17 protein-coding genes and 1 pseudogene are annotated in these 16,309 nt (G+C 61.4%); 7 read left to right on the forward strand and 11 right to left on the reverse strand.

The window, feature by feature from the left end; genetic code table 11:
* Window positions 1-60: 60 nt before the first annotated feature.
* Window positions 61-1,422: a phosphohexomutase domain-containing protein gene (locus AC2T3R_RS06790; protein WP_280044988.1), complete on the reverse strand. Its 1,362-nt coding sequence runs from the start codon at window positions 1,420-1,422 to the stop codon at window positions 61-63.
* Between the two features lie 304 nt (window positions 1,423-1,726).
* A complete protein-coding gene (locus AC2T3R_RS06795) occupies window positions 1,727-2,116 on the reverse strand; it encodes a hypothetical protein (RefSeq protein ID WP_280044987.1) in 390 nt (129 codons plus the stop codon).
* Between the two features lie 436 nt (window positions 2,117-2,552).
* Between AC2T3R_RS06795 and AC2T3R_RS06800 the strand changes: the two genes are divergently transcribed.
* On the forward strand, window positions 2,553-3,287 hold the full coding sequence (locus AC2T3R_RS06800; RefSeq protein ID WP_405047292.1) for a hypothetical protein: 735 nt from the start codon (window positions 2,553-2,555) through the stop codon (window positions 3,285-3,287).
* A 119-nt stretch (window positions 3,288-3,406) separates the two neighbouring features.
* On the opposite strand, the gene AC2T3R_RS06805 is transcribed toward AC2T3R_RS06800, so the two are convergent.
* Window positions 3,407-3,682: a DUF3077 domain-containing protein gene (locus tag AC2T3R_RS06805; protein ID WP_280044985.1), complete on the reverse strand. Its 276-nt coding sequence runs from the start codon at window positions 3,680-3,682 to the stop codon at window positions 3,407-3,409.
* A 394-nt stretch (window positions 3,683-4,076) separates the two neighbouring features.
* A complete protein-coding gene (gene wecB / locus AC2T3R_RS06810) occupies window positions 4,077-5,213 on the reverse strand; it encodes a non-hydrolyzing UDP-N-acetylglucosamine 2-epimerase (RefSeq protein WP_103443885.1) in 1,137 nt (378 codons plus the stop codon).
* Window positions 5,214-5,642: 429 nt separating this feature from the next.
* On the opposite strand from wecB, the gene AC2T3R_RS06815 reads away from it, so the two are divergent.
* Window positions 5,643-5,978, forward strand: coding sequence for a ComEA family DNA-binding protein (locus AC2T3R_RS06815; protein ID WP_285690124.1), 336 nt, complete (start codon window positions 5,643-5,645; stop codon window positions 5,976-5,978).
* Between the two features lie 83 nt (window positions 5,979-6,061).
* Here AC2T3R_RS06815 and AC2T3R_RS06820 read toward each other — a convergent pair whose 3' ends face one another.
* On the reverse strand, window positions 6,062-6,229 hold the full coding sequence (locus tag AC2T3R_RS06820) for a DUF2897 family protein (RefSeq protein WP_280044982.1): 168 nt from the start codon (window positions 6,227-6,229) through the stop codon (window positions 6,062-6,064).
* Between the two features lie 309 nt (window positions 6,230-6,538).
* Here AC2T3R_RS06820 and pyrF point away from each other — a divergent pair, with 309 nt between their 5' ends.
* Window positions 6,539-7,240, forward strand: a complete 702-nt coding sequence (gene pyrF, locus AC2T3R_RS06825; RefSeq protein ID WP_397462445.1) for an orotidine-5'-phosphate decarboxylase — start codon at window positions 6,539-6,541, stop codon at window positions 7,238-7,240.
* 55 nt (window positions 7,241-7,295) lie between these two features.
* Here the strand turns inward: pyrF and AC2T3R_RS06830 are convergent, their stop codons facing one another.
* Entirely contained in the window at window positions 7,296-8,297 is a 1,002-nt protein-coding gene (locus AC2T3R_RS06830) for an NADP-dependent oxidoreductase (RefSeq protein WP_367245366.1), read from the reverse strand.
* Between the two features lie 175 nt (window positions 8,298-8,472).
* Between AC2T3R_RS06830 and AC2T3R_RS06835 the strand changes: the two genes are divergently transcribed.
* Complete coding sequence (locus AC2T3R_RS06835) at window positions 8,473-9,234, forward strand: SDR family oxidoreductase (RefSeq protein WP_103444820.1); 762 nt, start codon at window positions 8,473-8,475, stop codon at window positions 9,232-9,234.
* A 130-nt stretch (window positions 9,235-9,364) separates the two neighbouring features.
* On the opposite strand, the gene AC2T3R_RS06840 is transcribed toward AC2T3R_RS06835, so the two are convergent.
* Window positions 9,365-10,108 carry a hypothetical protein gene (locus tag AC2T3R_RS06840; RefSeq protein ID WP_486744822.1) on the reverse strand — a complete coding sequence of 248 codons (744 nt, stop codon included), beginning with the start codon at window positions 10,106-10,108 and terminating at the stop codon, window positions 9,365-9,367.
* Window positions 10,109-11,066: 958 nt separating this feature from the next.
* Between AC2T3R_RS06840 and AC2T3R_RS06845 the strand changes: the two are divergent.
* Window positions 11,067-11,594: pseudogene (locus AC2T3R_RS06845) on the forward strand (HAMP domain-containing protein); the annotation flags it as partial.
* Window positions 11,592-12,455, forward strand: coding sequence for a methyl-accepting chemotaxis protein (locus AC2T3R_RS06850; RefSeq protein ID WP_371858040.1), 864 nt, complete (start codon window positions 11,592-11,594; stop codon window positions 12,453-12,455). The pseudogene AC2T3R_RS06845 and the gene AC2T3R_RS06850, both read left to right, overlap by 3 nt.
* A 144-nt stretch (window positions 12,456-12,599) precedes the next feature.
* On the opposite strand, the gene AC2T3R_RS06855 is transcribed toward AC2T3R_RS06850, so the two are convergent.
* Complete coding sequence (locus tag AC2T3R_RS06855; RefSeq protein WP_044046915.1) at window positions 12,600-13,790, reverse strand: benzoate/H(+) symporter BenE family transporter; 1,191 nt, start codon at window positions 13,788-13,790, stop codon at window positions 12,600-12,602.
* A gap of 146 nt (window positions 13,791-13,936) precedes the next feature.
* Here AC2T3R_RS06855 and AC2T3R_RS06860 point away from each other — a divergent pair, with 146 nt between their 5' ends.
* Window positions 13,937-14,539 (forward strand): glutathione S-transferase family protein, encoded by a 603-nt coding sequence (locus tag AC2T3R_RS06860; protein ID WP_013971500.1) that lies wholly within the window; start codon window positions 13,937-13,939, stop codon window positions 14,537-14,539.
* A gap of 130 nt (window positions 14,540-14,669) precedes the next feature.
* Here AC2T3R_RS06860 and AC2T3R_RS06865 read toward each other — a convergent pair whose 3' ends face one another.
* The 3 genes from AC2T3R_RS06865 to AC2T3R_RS06875 all read right to left on the reverse strand — a co-directional run bounded on the left by AC2T3R_RS06865 (window position 14,670) and on the right by AC2T3R_RS06875 (window position 16,277).
* Window positions 14,670-15,041 (reverse strand): glutaredoxin family protein, encoded by a 372-nt coding sequence (locus tag AC2T3R_RS06865; RefSeq protein ID WP_013971501.1) that lies wholly within the window; start codon window positions 15,039-15,041, stop codon window positions 14,670-14,672.
* Window positions 15,042-15,100: 59 nt separating this feature from the next.
* Window positions 15,101-15,646 carry a GTP cyclohydrolase I FolE gene (folE, locus tag AC2T3R_RS06870; protein WP_013971502.1) on the reverse strand — a complete coding sequence of 182 codons (546 nt, stop codon included), beginning with the start codon at window positions 15,644-15,646 and terminating at the stop codon, window positions 15,101-15,103.
* Between the two features lie 70 nt (window positions 15,647-15,716).
* Window positions 15,717-16,277: a Smr/MutS family protein gene (locus AC2T3R_RS06875; protein WP_013971503.1), complete on the reverse strand. Its 561-nt coding sequence runs from the start codon at window positions 16,275-16,277 to the stop codon at window positions 15,717-15,719.
* Window positions 16,278-16,309 lie beyond the last annotated feature (32 nt).

Below are 16,309 nucleotides of genomic sequence, written 5' to 3' on the forward strand. Positions count from 1 at the left end.
GAGGTGTGCGTTGAGCGCGTTTGCATACGCCCAGACGCACCAACAATTTGCTGACTCGGGTTATTCCTGAATCAGGCAGGCGATTTCAGCGACGCGTTCAGTGACCAGCGCCTCATTGGCCCGGCTTTCGACGTTCAGGCGCAGCAGTGGCTCGGTATTGGACCCGCGCAGGCTGAAGCGCCAGTCAGCGAATTCGACGCTGATCCCGTCTGTACGGTCGACGCTAGGCCCGTGCGGCAAGTAGAACGCCAGAATCTTCTCGATGGTGCCCTTCACATCAGCTACTTCGTAGTTGATTTCACCACTGCACGGGAACGCCGCGATACGCTCATCCACCAGTTGTGCCAGGCTTTTGCCGGTGTGGCTCATCAATGCAGCGACCAGCAGCCATGGGATGTTGCCACTGTCGCAGTACGCAAAATCGCGGAAGTAGTGGTGCGCGCTCATTTCGCCACCGTACACAGCATCTTCAGCGCGCATGCGCTCTTTGATGAAGGCATGGCCAGTCTTGCTCTGAATGGCCTGACCACCTGCGGCACTGACCTGCTCGATGGTGTTCCAGGTCAAGCGTGGATCGTGGATGATCTTGCTGCCTGGGTGCTTGGCCAGCAGCATTTCGGCCAGCAGGCCGACCACGTAGTAGCCCTCGATGAAGCGGCCCTGGTTGTCGAAGAAGAAGCAGCGGTCGAAATCGCCGTCAAAGGCAATACCCATGTCCGCGCCGGTTTCCAGAACGGCCTGACGGGTGAGGTCGCGGTTTTCCGGCAGCAGTGGGTTGGGGATGCCGTTGGGGAAGTTGCCGTCCGGCTCGCCATTGATGATGGTGATATCCAGCGGCAGGCGTGCCTTGAGCAGCTCCAGTACGGGGCCTACAGCGCCGTTGCCTGGGTCTGCCAGTACTTTCAGCGGCTTGAGTGCGCCCAGGTCGATGTAGGTCAGCAAGTGGTCGATGTAGGCAGACTTGTCGAATGCCTGGCGCACATTGCCTGGCGTAGCCGCCTGAACACCGAGGTCGCCTGCTTCAACGCGCTGGCGAATGTCGTTCAGGCCGGTATCACCGCTGATCGGGCGCGACTGCTCGCGCACCAGTTTCATGCCGTTGTAGCCCTTTGGGTTGTGGCTGGCAGTGACCATGATGCCGCCATCTGCCTGGTAATGGCTGGTGGCAAAGTAGACTTCCTCTGTGCCACACAGGCCGATGTCGATCACGTCGGCGCCGGCTTCGGTCAAGCCCTGCATCAAGGCACGGGACAGGCCCGGGCTTTCAAGACGCATGTCACGGCCGACCACGTAGGTGCGTCCGCCCAGCTGTGCCACCAGGGCGCGGCCAATTCGGTAGGCAATGTCGTCGTTGAGGTCGGTCGGCACTTGGCCACGGATGTCATAGGCTTTGAAGCAACGGGTTTGGATAGGTGCGTACATACATCTCTCATATGCGATGCCGACTGCAGGCGCCGTCTAGAAGGGGATGGTGGGTAAAATGATTAGCCGCGTTAGTTTTGCTGCGCTGCTCGCCGAGACAGACGGAGCCGGCTTGGTTATTGCCACGAATGTTCTGGCCCGTGAAGGGGACAACGGGGTTATCCACGGTGAAAGGGCCGCCGCTCTGCACTTCGATCAGGACCGGGGCATCATAGCTGGACTTTTCAGAGGATGCTCGGGGCGTCATGAAGTAAGAAGCGCTTGTGCTTCTGCAGGTGAGTGGGGCGGCAGCGAACATCACGTTCTAGTGTGCGATGTCCATGGGGCCTGAAGAGGTGGGCCGGATGATCGCGATGTCCACATGGTAATTGGCATACTCGGTGGAGCGAGCGTCCGTACGCAGGGTCGCGCTCAATACCACCTCTTGTTGGCGGTTGATATCTGCCAAGTAATTTTGGAACTGATGCTCTTTTACCATTATCAGTGCCACGCAGTTGGCGCCTTGTGAAAGATGGTCTTTCATCTCTGCCGTGCTGAACGCAATTGCCACGTTACGTTGGTAGCTCTCTACCAAGTCGCGAGTTGAAGTGGTGTCCATGGACAGCGACCCAGTGAAGCCGCGGCGATTTGCCATCCTGGCTTGGGTCAGCACATGACTACACATTTGTAAAAAAAGCGACTCGTACCACTCCACAGCCTTCTCCCTGGGTCGAAAGGGCGACATTGATACAGCAGATTGCATCAGGTTGCCAGCTTGAGGGGATAGTTGGTTTAGACGAGTCTGCGAGCAGCGGTGAGGTTTGGTTAAGCTTGCATTGCAGAGTACGGCCCAGAGGTTTCTTTTTTTGATGCGCAGCTAGTTGTCGATTTGCGCGATGCTGGTTCGAATCGCTTGGCATAGCGCTAATCGCTTGGATGAACAGGGCGGTGCACTTCGCCGGCGTTGCGGTTCGTCATTGACAATGGCGCTCTTGCTCTGAGGATTTTTCTCTTCGACATTGGTCGCGGACTCCGCCACTTTTCAGCAAAATCCTCAAAATTATGGCACTCTGCCAGACCTCGCTAGCCTTCTGGCTTGACTTGTACCCGTGCGGGCCATCTGCCTGGCACATCTGCCTGACCGTGAAACGATGAACATCCCTAACTTCAAGAAGTTGTTTATGCCTGATATTTCAGCAGACACAGCCAGCCTTATCCACGCCATAGCCTCTGCCACCGCCGTCATCGCCGCGCTGATCGCCGCCAGTGCAATGATCTTTGCCCACATGACCTCGGATGTAAAAAACCAGCACTCCGAAGTGAGCCTTTCGCGGGCCACTCAGGAGGTCACCGTGGTCAACGAGTCGGACATGCAGGCGCAGCTGGAAATTCAGCAGTTGCTGGAAGAGAACGACGCGCTGAAGGCCGAACTTGAACGTGAGCGGGCCAAACTGGAGCAGGAGCGGGCCGAGCGGCTCAAGCTGGAGGCCAGCCTTAAGCCCCGCACGCTGACGCCGCAGGCGCACGATGCATTCAAGGCGTTGGCGGGCGAGCTGAAGGCTAAAACCCTGGCACCAGTGGTGCTGCTGAATATCCACAAGGATGACAAAGAGGCGGTTCGCTTTGCCAAGGAAATTGCCGTAGCGCTGACCAAGTCGGGTGTTCAGGTGCAGATCAAGCAGCTGCCCCTGCAGAAGCACAACACCGGTACCCAGGTGGTTGTGTATACCGGGGTGGGCAGCGACGAGTTGGAGCAAGCGTTCAAGGCTGCGGAGTTTGCAACCGATATCAAACGCTCGGGGCAAAGCCCGCGGGTGAAGGTTGATGATGGGGATGCGATTTCCATTTCGGCGTTTATCAGTGTTTACCCTCGCACGGTGATTTGAGGGCCGGCTGATTGAAGCCGGAAATTTTAGTGGGGATGGAGTGGATGGCACCGGCTGCGCCGGTGTTCGCGGGGCAAGCCCGCTCCCACAACGCCCCCCCCGGGTCTTGCGAGAGCGCTTCAGTGGCGCTTGTTCTTCGCTATCTCGATGTCGTTCATCAACGCTTTGGCCATTGCCAGCAGGTAATCGGCTGCGCCCAGCATCTTGTGGTCGTCTTCCATGTCGCCTTCGCGCACCAGGTGCTTGCAGTAGCCCAGCAGGACCGAGACGTGCTCATACGCATCATCGACGGGGACGCCGGGTTGGACGCGAAGCAGGTCCAGGGTGGGGTTGCCGGCTTCAAGGAAGGTTTCGATGCCTGCGGTGAGGATGGGGGATTGGTTGTTGTTTTTCATTGTGTGATTCCAGTGCGTTGACAGAACCCACCATCTCGATCTTTCTCACGGACAGAGGTGGCAGCCATTGCGCGGGGTGAGAAACCGATGCACTGAAAACCGGCCAAGCCGAAGCCTGCCCGCGAATGGCTGCCGTTGAACAGTCGAGCAGCAGTGCTTGTCAGGTTCTCACACCCGGTCACCAACTTGGCGACCCGGTGAAGTTATCCCTGGGGCATTTCCCCGACAATTCAGCTGCTTCTGACTGGTGTGTAGGATAGTTCGCCCGGTTATCTGAGCTGAAGGGGTGGGGCGAGGTTTCAGGAAAGTCTGACGCGCTGTGTGTGCCGTGGGGGCAAAGGGGATTGCTCCGCATGCCCTGGCAAATGTCTTCGCTGCGATAGCTTCGGCGGGGCTATGCCGTTCGCCCCAGATGTGTCGCGAGTGCTTCGCGTATGCGTGCACAAGCGTGTCCGTCACCATAGGGGTTATGTGCAACGCTCATCTCGCGGTACACCGCCTCATTGGTCAGCAATGTATTCAGCTCCCTCACAATCGAGTCCACTTGTGTTCCCACCAGCCGCACCGTACCCGCCGCCACAGCCTCAGGCCGCTCGGTGGTGTCGCGCATCACCAGCACCGGTTTACCCAGCGCCGGTGCTTCCTCCTGGATGCCCCCAGAGTCGGTCAGGATCACGTACGCGCGGGTCATCAGGTACACGAACGGCAGGTAATCCAGTGGCTCGATCAGGTGGATGTTGCGCACATCGCCCAGTAGCCGGTTGACCGGCTCGCGCACGTTGGGGTTGAGGTGCACCGGGTACACCACGTCCAGCTCGGGGAATTGCCGCGCAGTGTGCACCAGCGCCTGGCAAATGCGCTCGAAGCCGCCACCGAAGTTCTCGCGGCGGTGGCCAGTCACCAGCAACAGGCGGCGGTCGGCGGCCAGGTAGCTGAAGTGCCGGGCAAAGCGAGCATTCAGCTCAGGACTTTGCAGCTTCTTTTCCACTTCCAGCAAGGCGTCGATCACGGTGTTGCCCGTGGTGAAAATGTGCATCGGGTCGGTGCCTTCACGCAGCAGGTTCTCGCGCGAGGTGGTGGTTGGGGCAAAGTGCAGCGCGGCCAGGGCGCCGGTGAGACGCCGGTTGCCTTCCTCGGGCCAGGGTGAATACAAGTTGTTGGTGCGCAGCCCGGCTTCTACATGGGCAATGGGGATTTGCTGGTAATAAGCCGCCAGGCTGGTGGCGAAGGTGGTGGCGGTGTCGCCGTGCACCAGCACCACGTCGGGCTTGAAGCCGGCCAGCACGGGCTTGATGCCTTGCAGGATGGCGGTGGTCACGCCAGTCAGGTCCTGGCCGGCCTTCATGATGTTCAGGTCGTAGTCGGGGGTAATGCCGAACAGCTCCAGCACCTGGTCGAGCATTTGCCGATGCTGGCCGGTGACGCACACGCGGGCTTCGAAGCGGCTGTCCTGGGCTAGCTGAAGGGCCAGGGGGGCCATCTTGATGGCTTCTGGGCGGGTACCGAAAACGGTCAGGGTCTTGAGGGGCACGGCGGTGATCCTCTTGCTCGGGTCCTTGAAGCAAAGCGGTTTTCCATTGCTGAAGAAATCTAGCAGGCGGGGGGTGGGACGCCAGTTTGCACCGCAGATGCGTGTCGGCCGGTGGCGGGACGGTTTGCGCGTCAGGTGTTGTTCGGCGGGCACTGTAGGAAAGCGGGAGGGGCGGGTAGGCAGTGGTTATCGGACCAATGGGCATTTGCTTACAGGCGCGGGGCCAAGGCCTTGAGCTGCCGGGGGTGGGCCGCTGGCGATGAAATGGCCGTAGTTTGTGGGTGGGCGAAGCTGGCGGTTTTGCTGACTGATTCGGTAACCATTCGCCGGGGGCGGCGGGTGTTTTGCTGTCGGGTTAATCGCTAGGGTTGTTCGCGCAGCCGAAGGAAAACGGCTGCTGATAAATCGCCAACCTAAGGAGTGTTGACCATGCGCAATAACGTTCTGTCGTACCTGCTGCTGCCGCTGTTCGCCAGTTTGTCCTTCTCGCTCAGTGCAGCCCCGGCCAGTGCCACGGCAGTAGCCGAGCCGGTACCGGTGGTGGCCCAGGCGCAGGCCCAGCAGGCGCCGCAGCTGGACCTGAACACGGCGGATGCACTGACCTTGCAGAAGGAGCTGAACGGGATCGGCAAGGCCAAGGCCGAGGCGATCGTCGCCTACCGTGAAGCCAATGGGCCGTTTGCTTCGGTGGATGAGTTGCTGGAGATCAAGGGGATCGGCAATGCGTTGCTGGAGCGTAACCGGGACAAGGTGATGGTGAAGTAAGGGGGAGGGGCCGGGGTTGATGCCCTGGCCCGGCCTTCAAAAAACAGAGAGGCTCGAGGGAACCAGCCCACCGTGCTGGCCTTCTAGCGGTCTTGCGCGTCCTTGGCATCGGCCTCGGCATTGCGCTCACGCACCTTGCGCAGTTGTTCTTCGGTCAGCGGCACTTTTTTGGCTGTGTCGCGCAGCAGCATCAACCCGCCGACGATGGAGCCGAGGGCTATGATGAGTATCAGCCAGGCATACCAGGGCATTGTCGTTCTCCTTAAATCGGGCGATGGGCAACGCGTGTATGAAATTTGAGCAGTTACCCGTTCCGTTGGTTCAATTATAGAGGCACAGGCTGTGCCGTAATGCCAGTCAGTCAGGATAAGGCGAGGTGTTTGTGGTGCCTTTGGCATCGCCTATGCGATCGACATCTCAAGGCAAGCACCTGCCAGCTTTACTGCTTGATTGACAGGCATTAGCCCGTGCCGGGCCAATTCCGTGACCCGCGGCCCCCAAAGCATGCGCCACTTCGTTTACAATGCGCGCCGTTTTCAACTTGCCAAGAGCTCCTGCCCATGCCCGCCTGCCAGACGCCCCTGATCGTCGCCCTGGATTTCCCTACCCGTGAGGCCGCCCTGAAGCTGGCTGACCAGCTTGACCCTGCGCTTTGCCGGGTAAAGGTGGGTAAAGAGCTGTTCACCAGCAGCGCTTCAGGCATTGTCGAAACCCTGTGCGACAAGGGCTTCGAAGTGTTCCTGGACCTCAAGTTCCACGACATCCCCAACACCACGGCCATGGCGGTAAAGGCCGCTGCCGAGATGGGGGTATGGATGGTCAACGTCCATTGCTCCGGTGGCCTGCGCATGATGGTGGCCTGCCGTGAAGAACTGGCCAAGCGTAGCGGCCCGCAGCCGTTGCTGATTGGCGTGACCGTGCTGACCAGCATGGAGCGTGAAGACCTGGCCGGCATCGGCCTGGATATCGACCCGCAAGAGCAGGTGCTGCGCCTGGCGGCGTTGGCGCAGAAGGCTGGCATGGACGGCCTGGTGTGCTCGGCGCTGGAGGCCCCGGCGCTGAAGGCCGCGCACCCGTCTCTGCAGCTGGTGACCCCGGGTATTCGCCCGGCGGGCAGCGCGCAGGATGACCAACGCCGTATCCTCACCCCGCGCCAGGCGCTGGATGCTGGTTCGGATTACCTGGTGATTGGCCGGCCGATCAGCCAGGCTGCCGACCCGGCGCAGGCGCTGGCGGCGGTGGTGGCGGAGATTCGTGGGTAATCAGCTGCGGTAATGGAAAAAGGGCCGGCACGAGAGTGCCGGCCCTTTTTTCGTTTTAAACCTTCAACACCAACTTGCCAAAGTTCTCCCCGCTGAACAGCTTCAACAAGGTCTCGGGGAAGGTCTCCAGCCCCTCCACCACATCCTCCTTGCTCTTCACTTGCCCGCTGGCCAGCCAGCCGGCAATCTCCAGCGCGGCCTTGCCGTAGTCCTTGCTGTGGTCCATCACCACAAAACCTTCCATGCGCGCACGGTTCACCAGCAGCGACAGGTAGTTGGCCGGACCTTTCACCGCTTCCTTGTTGTTGTACTGGCTGATCGCGCCGCAAATCACGATGCGCGCCTTGAAGTTGATGCGTGTCAGCACCGCATCGAGGATGTCGCCGCCGACGTTGTCGAAATACACGTCCACGCCTTTGGGGCATTCACGCTTCAGGCCGGCCAGCACATCTTCGGCCTTGTAGTCGATAACCCCGTCGAAGCCCAGTTCGTCCTTCAGGTACTGGCACTTCTTGGCGCCGCCGGCAATGCCGATCACGCGGCAGCCTTTGATCTTGGCAATTTGCCCGACAATGCTGCCCACCGCGCCGGCTGCGCCGGAAATGACCACGGTTTCACCAGCCTTGGGCTGGCCGACCTCCAGCAGGGCGAAATAGGCGGTCATGCCGGTCATGCCCAGCGCCGACAGGTAGCGCGGCAGCGGCGCCAGGTTGGGGTCGATCTTGTGCAGGCCCTGGGGTTCGCCAGTGAAATAGTCCTGCACACCCAGCGCACCGCTAACGTGGTCGCCTGGTTTGAACCCTGGGTGGTTGGAGGCCACCACTTCACCCACGCCCAGTGCGCGCATCACCTGGCCCAGTGCCACGGGCGGGATGTACGACTTGCCTTCGTTCATCCAGCCACGCATGGCCGGGTCCAGCGACAGGTACAGGTTGCGCACCAGCACCTGGCCTTCACCGGGTTGTTCGGCGGGTACGGCCTCGAAACTGAAGTCGTCTCGGCGCACGGTGCCGACCGGGCGTTTGGCAAGCAGGAAGCGGCGGTTGGTGTAGGTCATGGCAGGTCCTTGTGGGCAGTGGAAGGGGGAGGCGTCAAATCTACCCTGTTGATGTAGGCAGGTCGTTAACATCACTGACAAGCATGGTAGCCCAACCGGTGGAGTGATGATGCTGCCAGGCCGGGTAGTGGCTGACTATGCTCTGAACCCCACCAAGCACGCTTTGGAGCACGCGATGAGCATGACCTTTTCCGGCCAGGTAGCCCTGGTTACCGGCGCCGCCGCCGGCATCGGCCGGGCAACCGCCCTGGCTTTTGCCCGGGAGGGCCTGAAGGTGGTGGTGGCCGACCTTGACCCGGCCGGTGGCGAGGCCACTGTGGCGCTGATCCACGCTGCGGGCGGGGAGGCGCTGTTCATTGCCTGCGACGTTACTCGTGAGGCCGAGGTGCGCCAACTGCACGAACGCCTGATCGCCGCCTATGGGCGGCTGGACTATGCCTACAACAACGCTGGTATCGAGATAGAGCAGGGCCGCCTGGCCGAGGGCAGCGAGGCGGAGTTCGATGCCATCATGGGCGTCAACGTTAAGGGTGTGTGGCTGTGCATGAAGTACCAGCTGCCGTTGCTGTTGGCCCAGGGCGGTGGGGCCATCGTCAATACCGCTTCGGTGGCGGGCTTGGGCGCGGCGCCGAAGATGAGCATCTACAGCGCTTCCAAGCACGCGGTGATAGGCCTGACCAAGTCGGCGGCCATCGAATACGCCAAGAAGGGCATCCGGGTGAATGCGGTGTGCCCGGCGGTGATCGACACCGACATGTTCCGCCGTGCCTATGAGGCCGACCCGCGCAAGGCCGAGTTTGCCGCTGCCATGCATCCGGTGGGGCGCATTGGCAAGGTCGAGGAAATTGCCAGCGCCGTGCTGTACCTGTGCAGTGATGGCGCAGCGTTTACCACAGGGCATTGCCTGACGGTGGATGGTGGGGCTACGGCGATCTGAACCGGAACCGCGTGGCCTGCGACGCGGGTAACGCCTTTGCTACGGGGGCGTAGGCGCGTGTGGCTATGTCGCATATGGGCAGGATGCGCGCGCCCAAGCCCTTATTGTGCCGGCCTGGGCGTGCGCCCGCCTAGAAGCTGACGCCTACTTTCAGGCCATATTCGTCGCGGGTCTGGTCGTCCGAATCGGTCATCATGAACCGCCCGTCCAGTTCATAATTGTAGCGGCTCATATAAAGCGCGACGAGTATTGGCACATTGCCTTGCTGATTGAACAGTACGCTAAGTTCGGCAAAGGGGTTGCTGGTATCTTTCAAATCTACATCTTCACTGCTGAGGCCATGTATTTCCAATTGCGCATCGCCATTGATCAACTGGCGCACCCCGGCTTCGAAGCGCAAGGTGGCATTATTGAAACGGTAGTTGTAACCCGCGGCAATCTTGGCGAACGGTGTACGGTTGGTCAGGTCGACGTCATACCGGCGGGTATTGGGTGACAGCCGGTTCCATTTGTAACCGGTACCCAGCAACAGGTCGACGGAGTGGCGTTCGGCCAGGGCCAGGCGCCAGCCCAGGTCGAGGTCGGCCTGGCCGTCCTTGAGCTTCTGGTCCTGCTTTTTCGAGTACATGCCGCTGGCTTCGGCCTGGTAGATAAGCCCGTCCTTTGCCGTCATCTTGTTGCCGTAGTTAATAAATAGCCCGCCTTCTGGCATATCTTCCGTTTCATTGCCACGCCCGTTCAACTCCAATTGGGTATAACTTCCTTGCAAACCAATGGTTAATAGCGGTGCAGTGGAAGTTTCAGCATGCCCCACCGTTGGTAGCGCAACAAACAGCAACGGGGTGACCACAGCAGCAAGGAGGGCTGTTTTCATGGAAAACTCCAGACGGGCTCTACGTGGCCGAAGGGGTGGGCCAGTTACCTATTACGATAGCGGTGTTTTCAATTTGAATAGTGGCCATTTAATATTTTTTCTTGCTCAAACATTGGCGCAGAATTAATGACGCCAAATTTATTTTACAAATAGTAATTGGAATAAACTGATAGAAACTTGCTTCCACTTGATTGGCCGTGGTCCGCTCGGGGGGCGCCGTGCTGAACTAAAATTAATGGCTCGCTGCTGGCGCCTGCCGTGGCTGGCAAAAACCGACCTTGATACAGCTAAAAACGACAAGCCATAGCTATTTGACACCATTCTGACGCCAGGCCCTTGTCCATCGGCTGGCAACGTTGCCACCCTTGGCTTTCGGGATAACCTCGCACGCAGAAGGGGAATCGGCATGGGCGCGAGCAAGCACGGTATGCTGGCCAACCTGGGCATGGCCCGCAAACTCGGCCTGGGCTTTGCCCTGGTGCTGGTGCTAACCCTGGCGGTGGCCGGCATTGGCATTGCCGCGCTGCACAGCGTTAGCCAGCGCTTCGACAGCTTGCGTCAGCTGGCCCAGTTCAATACTGACCTGCTGCGCTTGCGCCAGCACGAGCAGGCATTTGCCCTGCGCTCCGACCTGCAGCAGGCCGAGGCCTTGCGCAGCGGCTTGCAAGGCCTGGTCGAACGCGCCCGTGGCCTGCCGGCGCTGGCGGCGGCGGAAACCGACCTTGCAGCCTATGGCCAGGCGTTCGAGGCCTTTGTCGAGGCGGTGCAGGCCAAGGAACTGGCGCTGGACATGGCCAGTTGGTCGGTGTCCAGCGTGGCCAACAACCTCGACGTACTGCAGGCCGGCCTGGCTGACGACGGCGTGTATACCCTCAAGCAGTCACAGGGCCAGCAGGGCGGCGCGTTCCTCGAGCAGGCCACGCAGGTGGCGCAGGTGTCGCGGCTGATGCTGCAGGCCATGGACGAAGCGCGGGTACGCCTGGAAAAAAGCCGCAAGGGCGAAGAGGGCGTCAGCCAGGAGCGCATTGCCCAGACCGTCGAAGCCGCCAGCCTGGTCAGCCAGTTGCAGGGCGCTGTCAGCGATGCTGGCTACCAGAGTGTGTTGGGCGAAGTGGCGGGGCACATTGGCAGCTTCTCGGAAAAGCTCAACGAATACACTGACCAGCTAGCCCGCGAGCAGGGCTTGAAGGCGCAGTTGCAGGCCAGTGCCGAGCAAGTCACCAGTCGGGTCGACCAGGCTTACCTGGGGCAGGAGCAGGCCCTGCAGGGCGAATTGCAACGCAATGCCGTGGCCATCGGCCTGGCTACCGCATTGGCGCTGCTGGTAGGTGTGCTGGCCGCCTGGCTGATCACCCGCGCCGTGGTCGGGCCGCTCAAGCATGTGATTGCCCGTGCCCAACGTATCGCTGCCGGCGAGCTGAGCTTCGACGCCCAGGCACCGCGCCGGGACGAAGTAGGGCAGTTGATGCAGGCCATGCAGCAGATGGCGGCGGGCCTGTCGGGCATTGTCAGCGGTTTGCAGCAGGGCATCGAGCAACTGGCCGGCAATGCGCAGGCGCTGTCGGCGGTGACCGAGCAGACCAACCGCGAGGTGGGCAGCCAGAAGGAAGAGACCGAGCAGGTGGCTACCGCCATGCAGCAGATGACCGCCACCGTGCACGATGTGGCGCGCAATGCCGAGGAGGCGGCGCAGGCGGCCCAGGCTGCGGATGAGAAGGTTGATTCCGGGCAGCAGGTGGTGCGCCAGAGCATGCAGCGCATCGAGCAACTGGCGTCGGCGGCAGAGACGGCCAGCGCCGGTATCGACAGCCTCAGTGCCGAGATCCACACCATTGGCGACGTGCTGGAAGTGATCAAGAGCGTGGCTGAGCAGACCAACCTGTTGGCGCTGAATGCTGCTATCGAAGCCGCCCGCGCGGGTGAGCAGGGGCGTGGCTTTGCCGTGGTCGCTGACGAGGTGCGTGCGCTGGCGCGGCGTACCCGGCAGTCTACCGAGCAGATCGAGACCTTGGTCGCCAGCCTGCGGGGCAATGCCCAGCAGTCGGTGGCGCAGATTCGCGGCAGTACCGAGCTGGTGCGTTTGGCGGTGGCTGATGCGCTGCAGACCGAAAGCGCGCTGGGCAGCATTGCGGCGGCGGTTTCATTGATCCAGCAGATGAACCAGCAGATTGCCGCGGCGGCCGAGCAGCAGAGTTCGGTGGCAGAAGAGATCAGCCGCAGCGTCACGCAGATCCGTGGTAGTGCCGATCAGGCGGCGTTGGCGATGCAGGACAATGCCCGGTCGAGTATCGAGCTGGCGCAGTTGGGTACTGACCTGAAGGGGATGGTGGGGCATTTCAGGTTGTGATCTGGGCCTGGGCTTTGTGTTGCCTGTACCGGCCTCTTCGCGGGCATGCCCGCTCCCACAGGGATATCATTGCCCTCAGGTCCAGTGATATCCCTGTGGGAGCGGGCGTGCCCGCGAAGAGGCCGGTACAGGCAACAAATACCTTCAGGCCCTGCGCGGGTTGAGAATCATCAGGGCCAGTACCCCCGCCACAATCCCCCAGAACGCCGAACCAATCGAGAACAAGGTCAGCCCCGAAGCGGTAACCATGAAGGTGATCACCGCAGCCTCGCGCTCACGCGCTTCGCTCATGGCCACGGTCAGCCCGTTCATGATCGAGCCGAACAGCGCCAGCGCCGCAATCGACAGCACCAGTTCTTTTGGCAGCGCCGCAAACAGCGCCGCCAAGGTCGCGCCGAACACCCCGGCAATGCCATAGAAAATCCCGCACCACACAGCCGCGGTATAACGCTTGGCCGGGTCTTCATGGGCATGCGGCCCGGTGCAGATCGCCGCGCTGATCGCCGCCAGGTTGACCCCATGCGAACCAAACGGCGCCAGCAGCAGCGAGGCAAAACCGGTGGCCGAGATCAGTGGCGAGGCCGGCACCTGGTAGCCGTCGGCGCGCAGCACGGCCACACCCGGCATGTTCTGCGAGGTCATCGCCACCACAAACAGCGGAATGCCAATGCTGATGGTCGCCGCCAGCGAGAAGCTTGGCGTGGTCCACACCGGCGTGGCCACTTCCAGCCGGAAGCCGCTGAAGTCCAGCAGGCCCAGGGCGCCGGACAGCGCCGTACCCACCAATAGCGCGGCCAGCACGCAGTAACGCGGCGACAGGCGTTTGACCAGCAGGTAGCTGAAGAACATGCCCAGTACCAGCAGGGTGCGATGCTGGGCGGCAACGAAGATTTCGCTGCCGATCTTGAACAGGATACCCGCCAGCAGCGCCGAGGCCAGCGAGGCCGGGATGCGCTTGACCAGGCGCTCGAAACTGCCGGTCAGGCCACAGATCAGCACCAGCACGGCACAGGTGATGTAGGCGCCGATCGCTTCGCCATAGCTGACCCCGCCCAGGCTGGTGATCAGCAAGGCGGCGCCGGGGGTGGACCAGGCCACGGTGATCGGTGTGCGGTAACGCAGCGACAGGCCGATGCTGCACACCGCCATGCCGATCGACAACGCCCAGATCCATGAGGAAATCTGCGCGGTGGTCAGCCCGGCTGCCTGGCCGGCCTGGAACATCAGCACCAGCGAGCTGGTATAGCCGGTGAGCATGGCGATGAAGCCGGCGACCACCGCCGACGGGGAGCTGTCTGCCAGGGGCCGCAGGCGTATGGAAGTGGCATCGGTCATGAACAAAATCCTTGTAAAGGTGTAAGCAGTTTTTTCAGACTACAGCGAGCAAGGTTGATCCTTGCCATACAGCGGCCATTGCTTTTAGCCGTACAGTCGCCAACTATTGGGCGCAAATGCAGAACTGCTTGGGAGTGGAGGGGGCGATGTACAAGGTCTACGGCGACTACCAGTCGGGCAACTGTTACAAGGTCAAGCTGATGTTGAGCCTGCTGGGCCGGCCATATGAATGGCACCCGGTGGACATCCTGAAGGGCGAGACCGAAACGCCCGAGTTCCTGGCGATGAACCCCAACGGCAAGGTACCGGTGCTGGAGCTGGAAGACGGCAGCTATCTGTGGGAGTCCAATGCCATTCTCAACTACCTGGCCGACGGCAGCGAGTTCCTGCCTACCGAGCCACGCCTGCGCACCCAGGTGCTGCAGTGGCAGTTCTTCGAGCAGTACAGTCATGAGCCCTACATTGCCGTGGCGCGTTTCATCCAGTTCTACCTGGGGTTGCCGGACGAGCGAGTGGAGGAATACCGCAAGCTGCACAAGGGGGGGTACAAGGCACTGAAGGTGATGGAGCGGCAGTTGCAGATGACGCCGTACCTGGTCGGCGAACAGTATTCGATTGCCGATGTGGCGTTGTATGCCTACACCCATGTGGCGCAGCAGGGTGGGTTCGACCTGGCCGACTACCCGGCAGTGAGGGCCTGGCTGGAGCGGGTCAGCAGCCACCCGCGGCATGTGCCGATGGTGGGCTAGTTTATAGCCTGTGCCGGCCTCTTCGCGGGCATGCCCGCTCCCACAGGTATTCCACAAAATTCAGCCCTGTGGTGAACCTGTGGGAGCGGGCGTGCCCGCGAAGAGGCGGGCACAGGCCGCCGGCAAACGGTCAGGCCGAAGCGAACCGCTCATCCAGGTAGGCAATGATCGCCTTGGACTCATACATCCAGGTCACCTTGCCCGCTTCTTCAATACGCAGGCACGGCACTTTCACCCGGCCGCCACCTTCCTGCAGGGCCTGGCGGTGTACTGGGTCGTTCTTGGCATCGCGCAGCGCCACCGGCACGTTCAAACGGTGCAGGGTGCGGCGTGTCTTGACGCAGAACGGGCAGGCGTGGAACTGGTACAGCGCCAGGCCCTTGGCCGCTTGCTCGACGCGAGCCTGGGCGGTGGCGTCGCGTTTGCGCTTGGCCGGGCGGCTGATCCAGTCGCCGAACACGATGAGCTGGCCGAGGCCAACCCGCAGGGCTTTGACGATCATGGGCAACTCCTGAAATGAAAAAGCCGACCCGGCAGGGTCGGCTCGGGGTCAGCAGCCAATCACTTGATCAGGCTGAGGAACTCGCTGCGGGTGGCGGCGTTTTCGCGGAACTCACCCAGCATCACCGAGGTGATCATGGTCGAGTTCTGCTTCTCGACACCGCGCATCATCATGCACATGTGCTTGGCTTCGATGACCACGGCAACGCCGGCGGCACCGGTTACCTGCTGCACGGCCTCGGCAACCTGGCGGCTGAGGTTTTCCTGGATCTGCAGGCGGCGAGCGTACATGTCGACGATGCGCGCCACCTTCGACAGGCCCAGTACCTTGCCCTTGGGCAGGTAGGCCACGTGCGCCTTGCCGATGAACGGCAGCATGTGGTGTTCGCACATCGAATACAGCTCGATGTCCCGGACCAGCACCATTTCGCTGTTGTCAGAGCTGAACAGCGCGTTGTTGGTGACTTCTTCCAGTGTTTGCTCATAACCGCGGCAAAGGTACTTCATCGCCTTTGCAGCCCGCTTGGGCGTGTCGAGCAGGCCCTCACGGGAGACGTCCTCGCCAATCTGGCTGAGGATCTCGGTGTAGTTCTGTTCCAGGGACATGGATCTACCTGTGGGAAAAAATCGCAAAAACGAAGGGTACGGCGGTGAGGGCGGCGCTGCAAGCGCGGCGTTACTCGTCGCGGCCTTCGAGCATGGTTCGCTTGAGCATCACATACACCGCGCCGGTGCCGCCGTGGCGGGCGCTGCACGAGGCAAAACCGAGCACCTGCGGGTGCTGGCGCAGCCAGGTGTTGACGTGGCTCTTGATCATCGGGCGCTTGCCGTCCAGGCGCGCGGCCTTGCCGTGGGTAACCCGCACGCAGCGCACTTCCAGTCTGGTGGCCTCGGCGATGAAATCCCACAGGGTTTCGCGGGCCTTTTCCACGGTCATGCCATGCAGGTCGAGGCTGCCCTCGAACGGGATCTGCCCCAGCTTCAGCTTGCGCAGCTGGCCTTCCTGCACGCCATCGCGGCGCCACAGCAACTCGTCTTCGGCGCCAACGTCGATGACGAACTGGTCGGACATGCCGTCGATCACCAGCGCCTTGTCACTGCGCACGGTCGCCGCCTGACGCAGGCCGGCCAGCTTCTGGCGGTCGGCCTTGGGCTTGCCGACTTCGGCGCGGTCGTGCCTGATCGGTTTGACACCGCGCACTTCGGCCTTGAACAGGGAAAAATCGTCGTCTTGCATGATGCCTCCACGTGGGCGGCGTAGTTTACGCG

This window comes from Pseudomonas sp. PVC-5-1 (genome assembly GCF_057444345.1).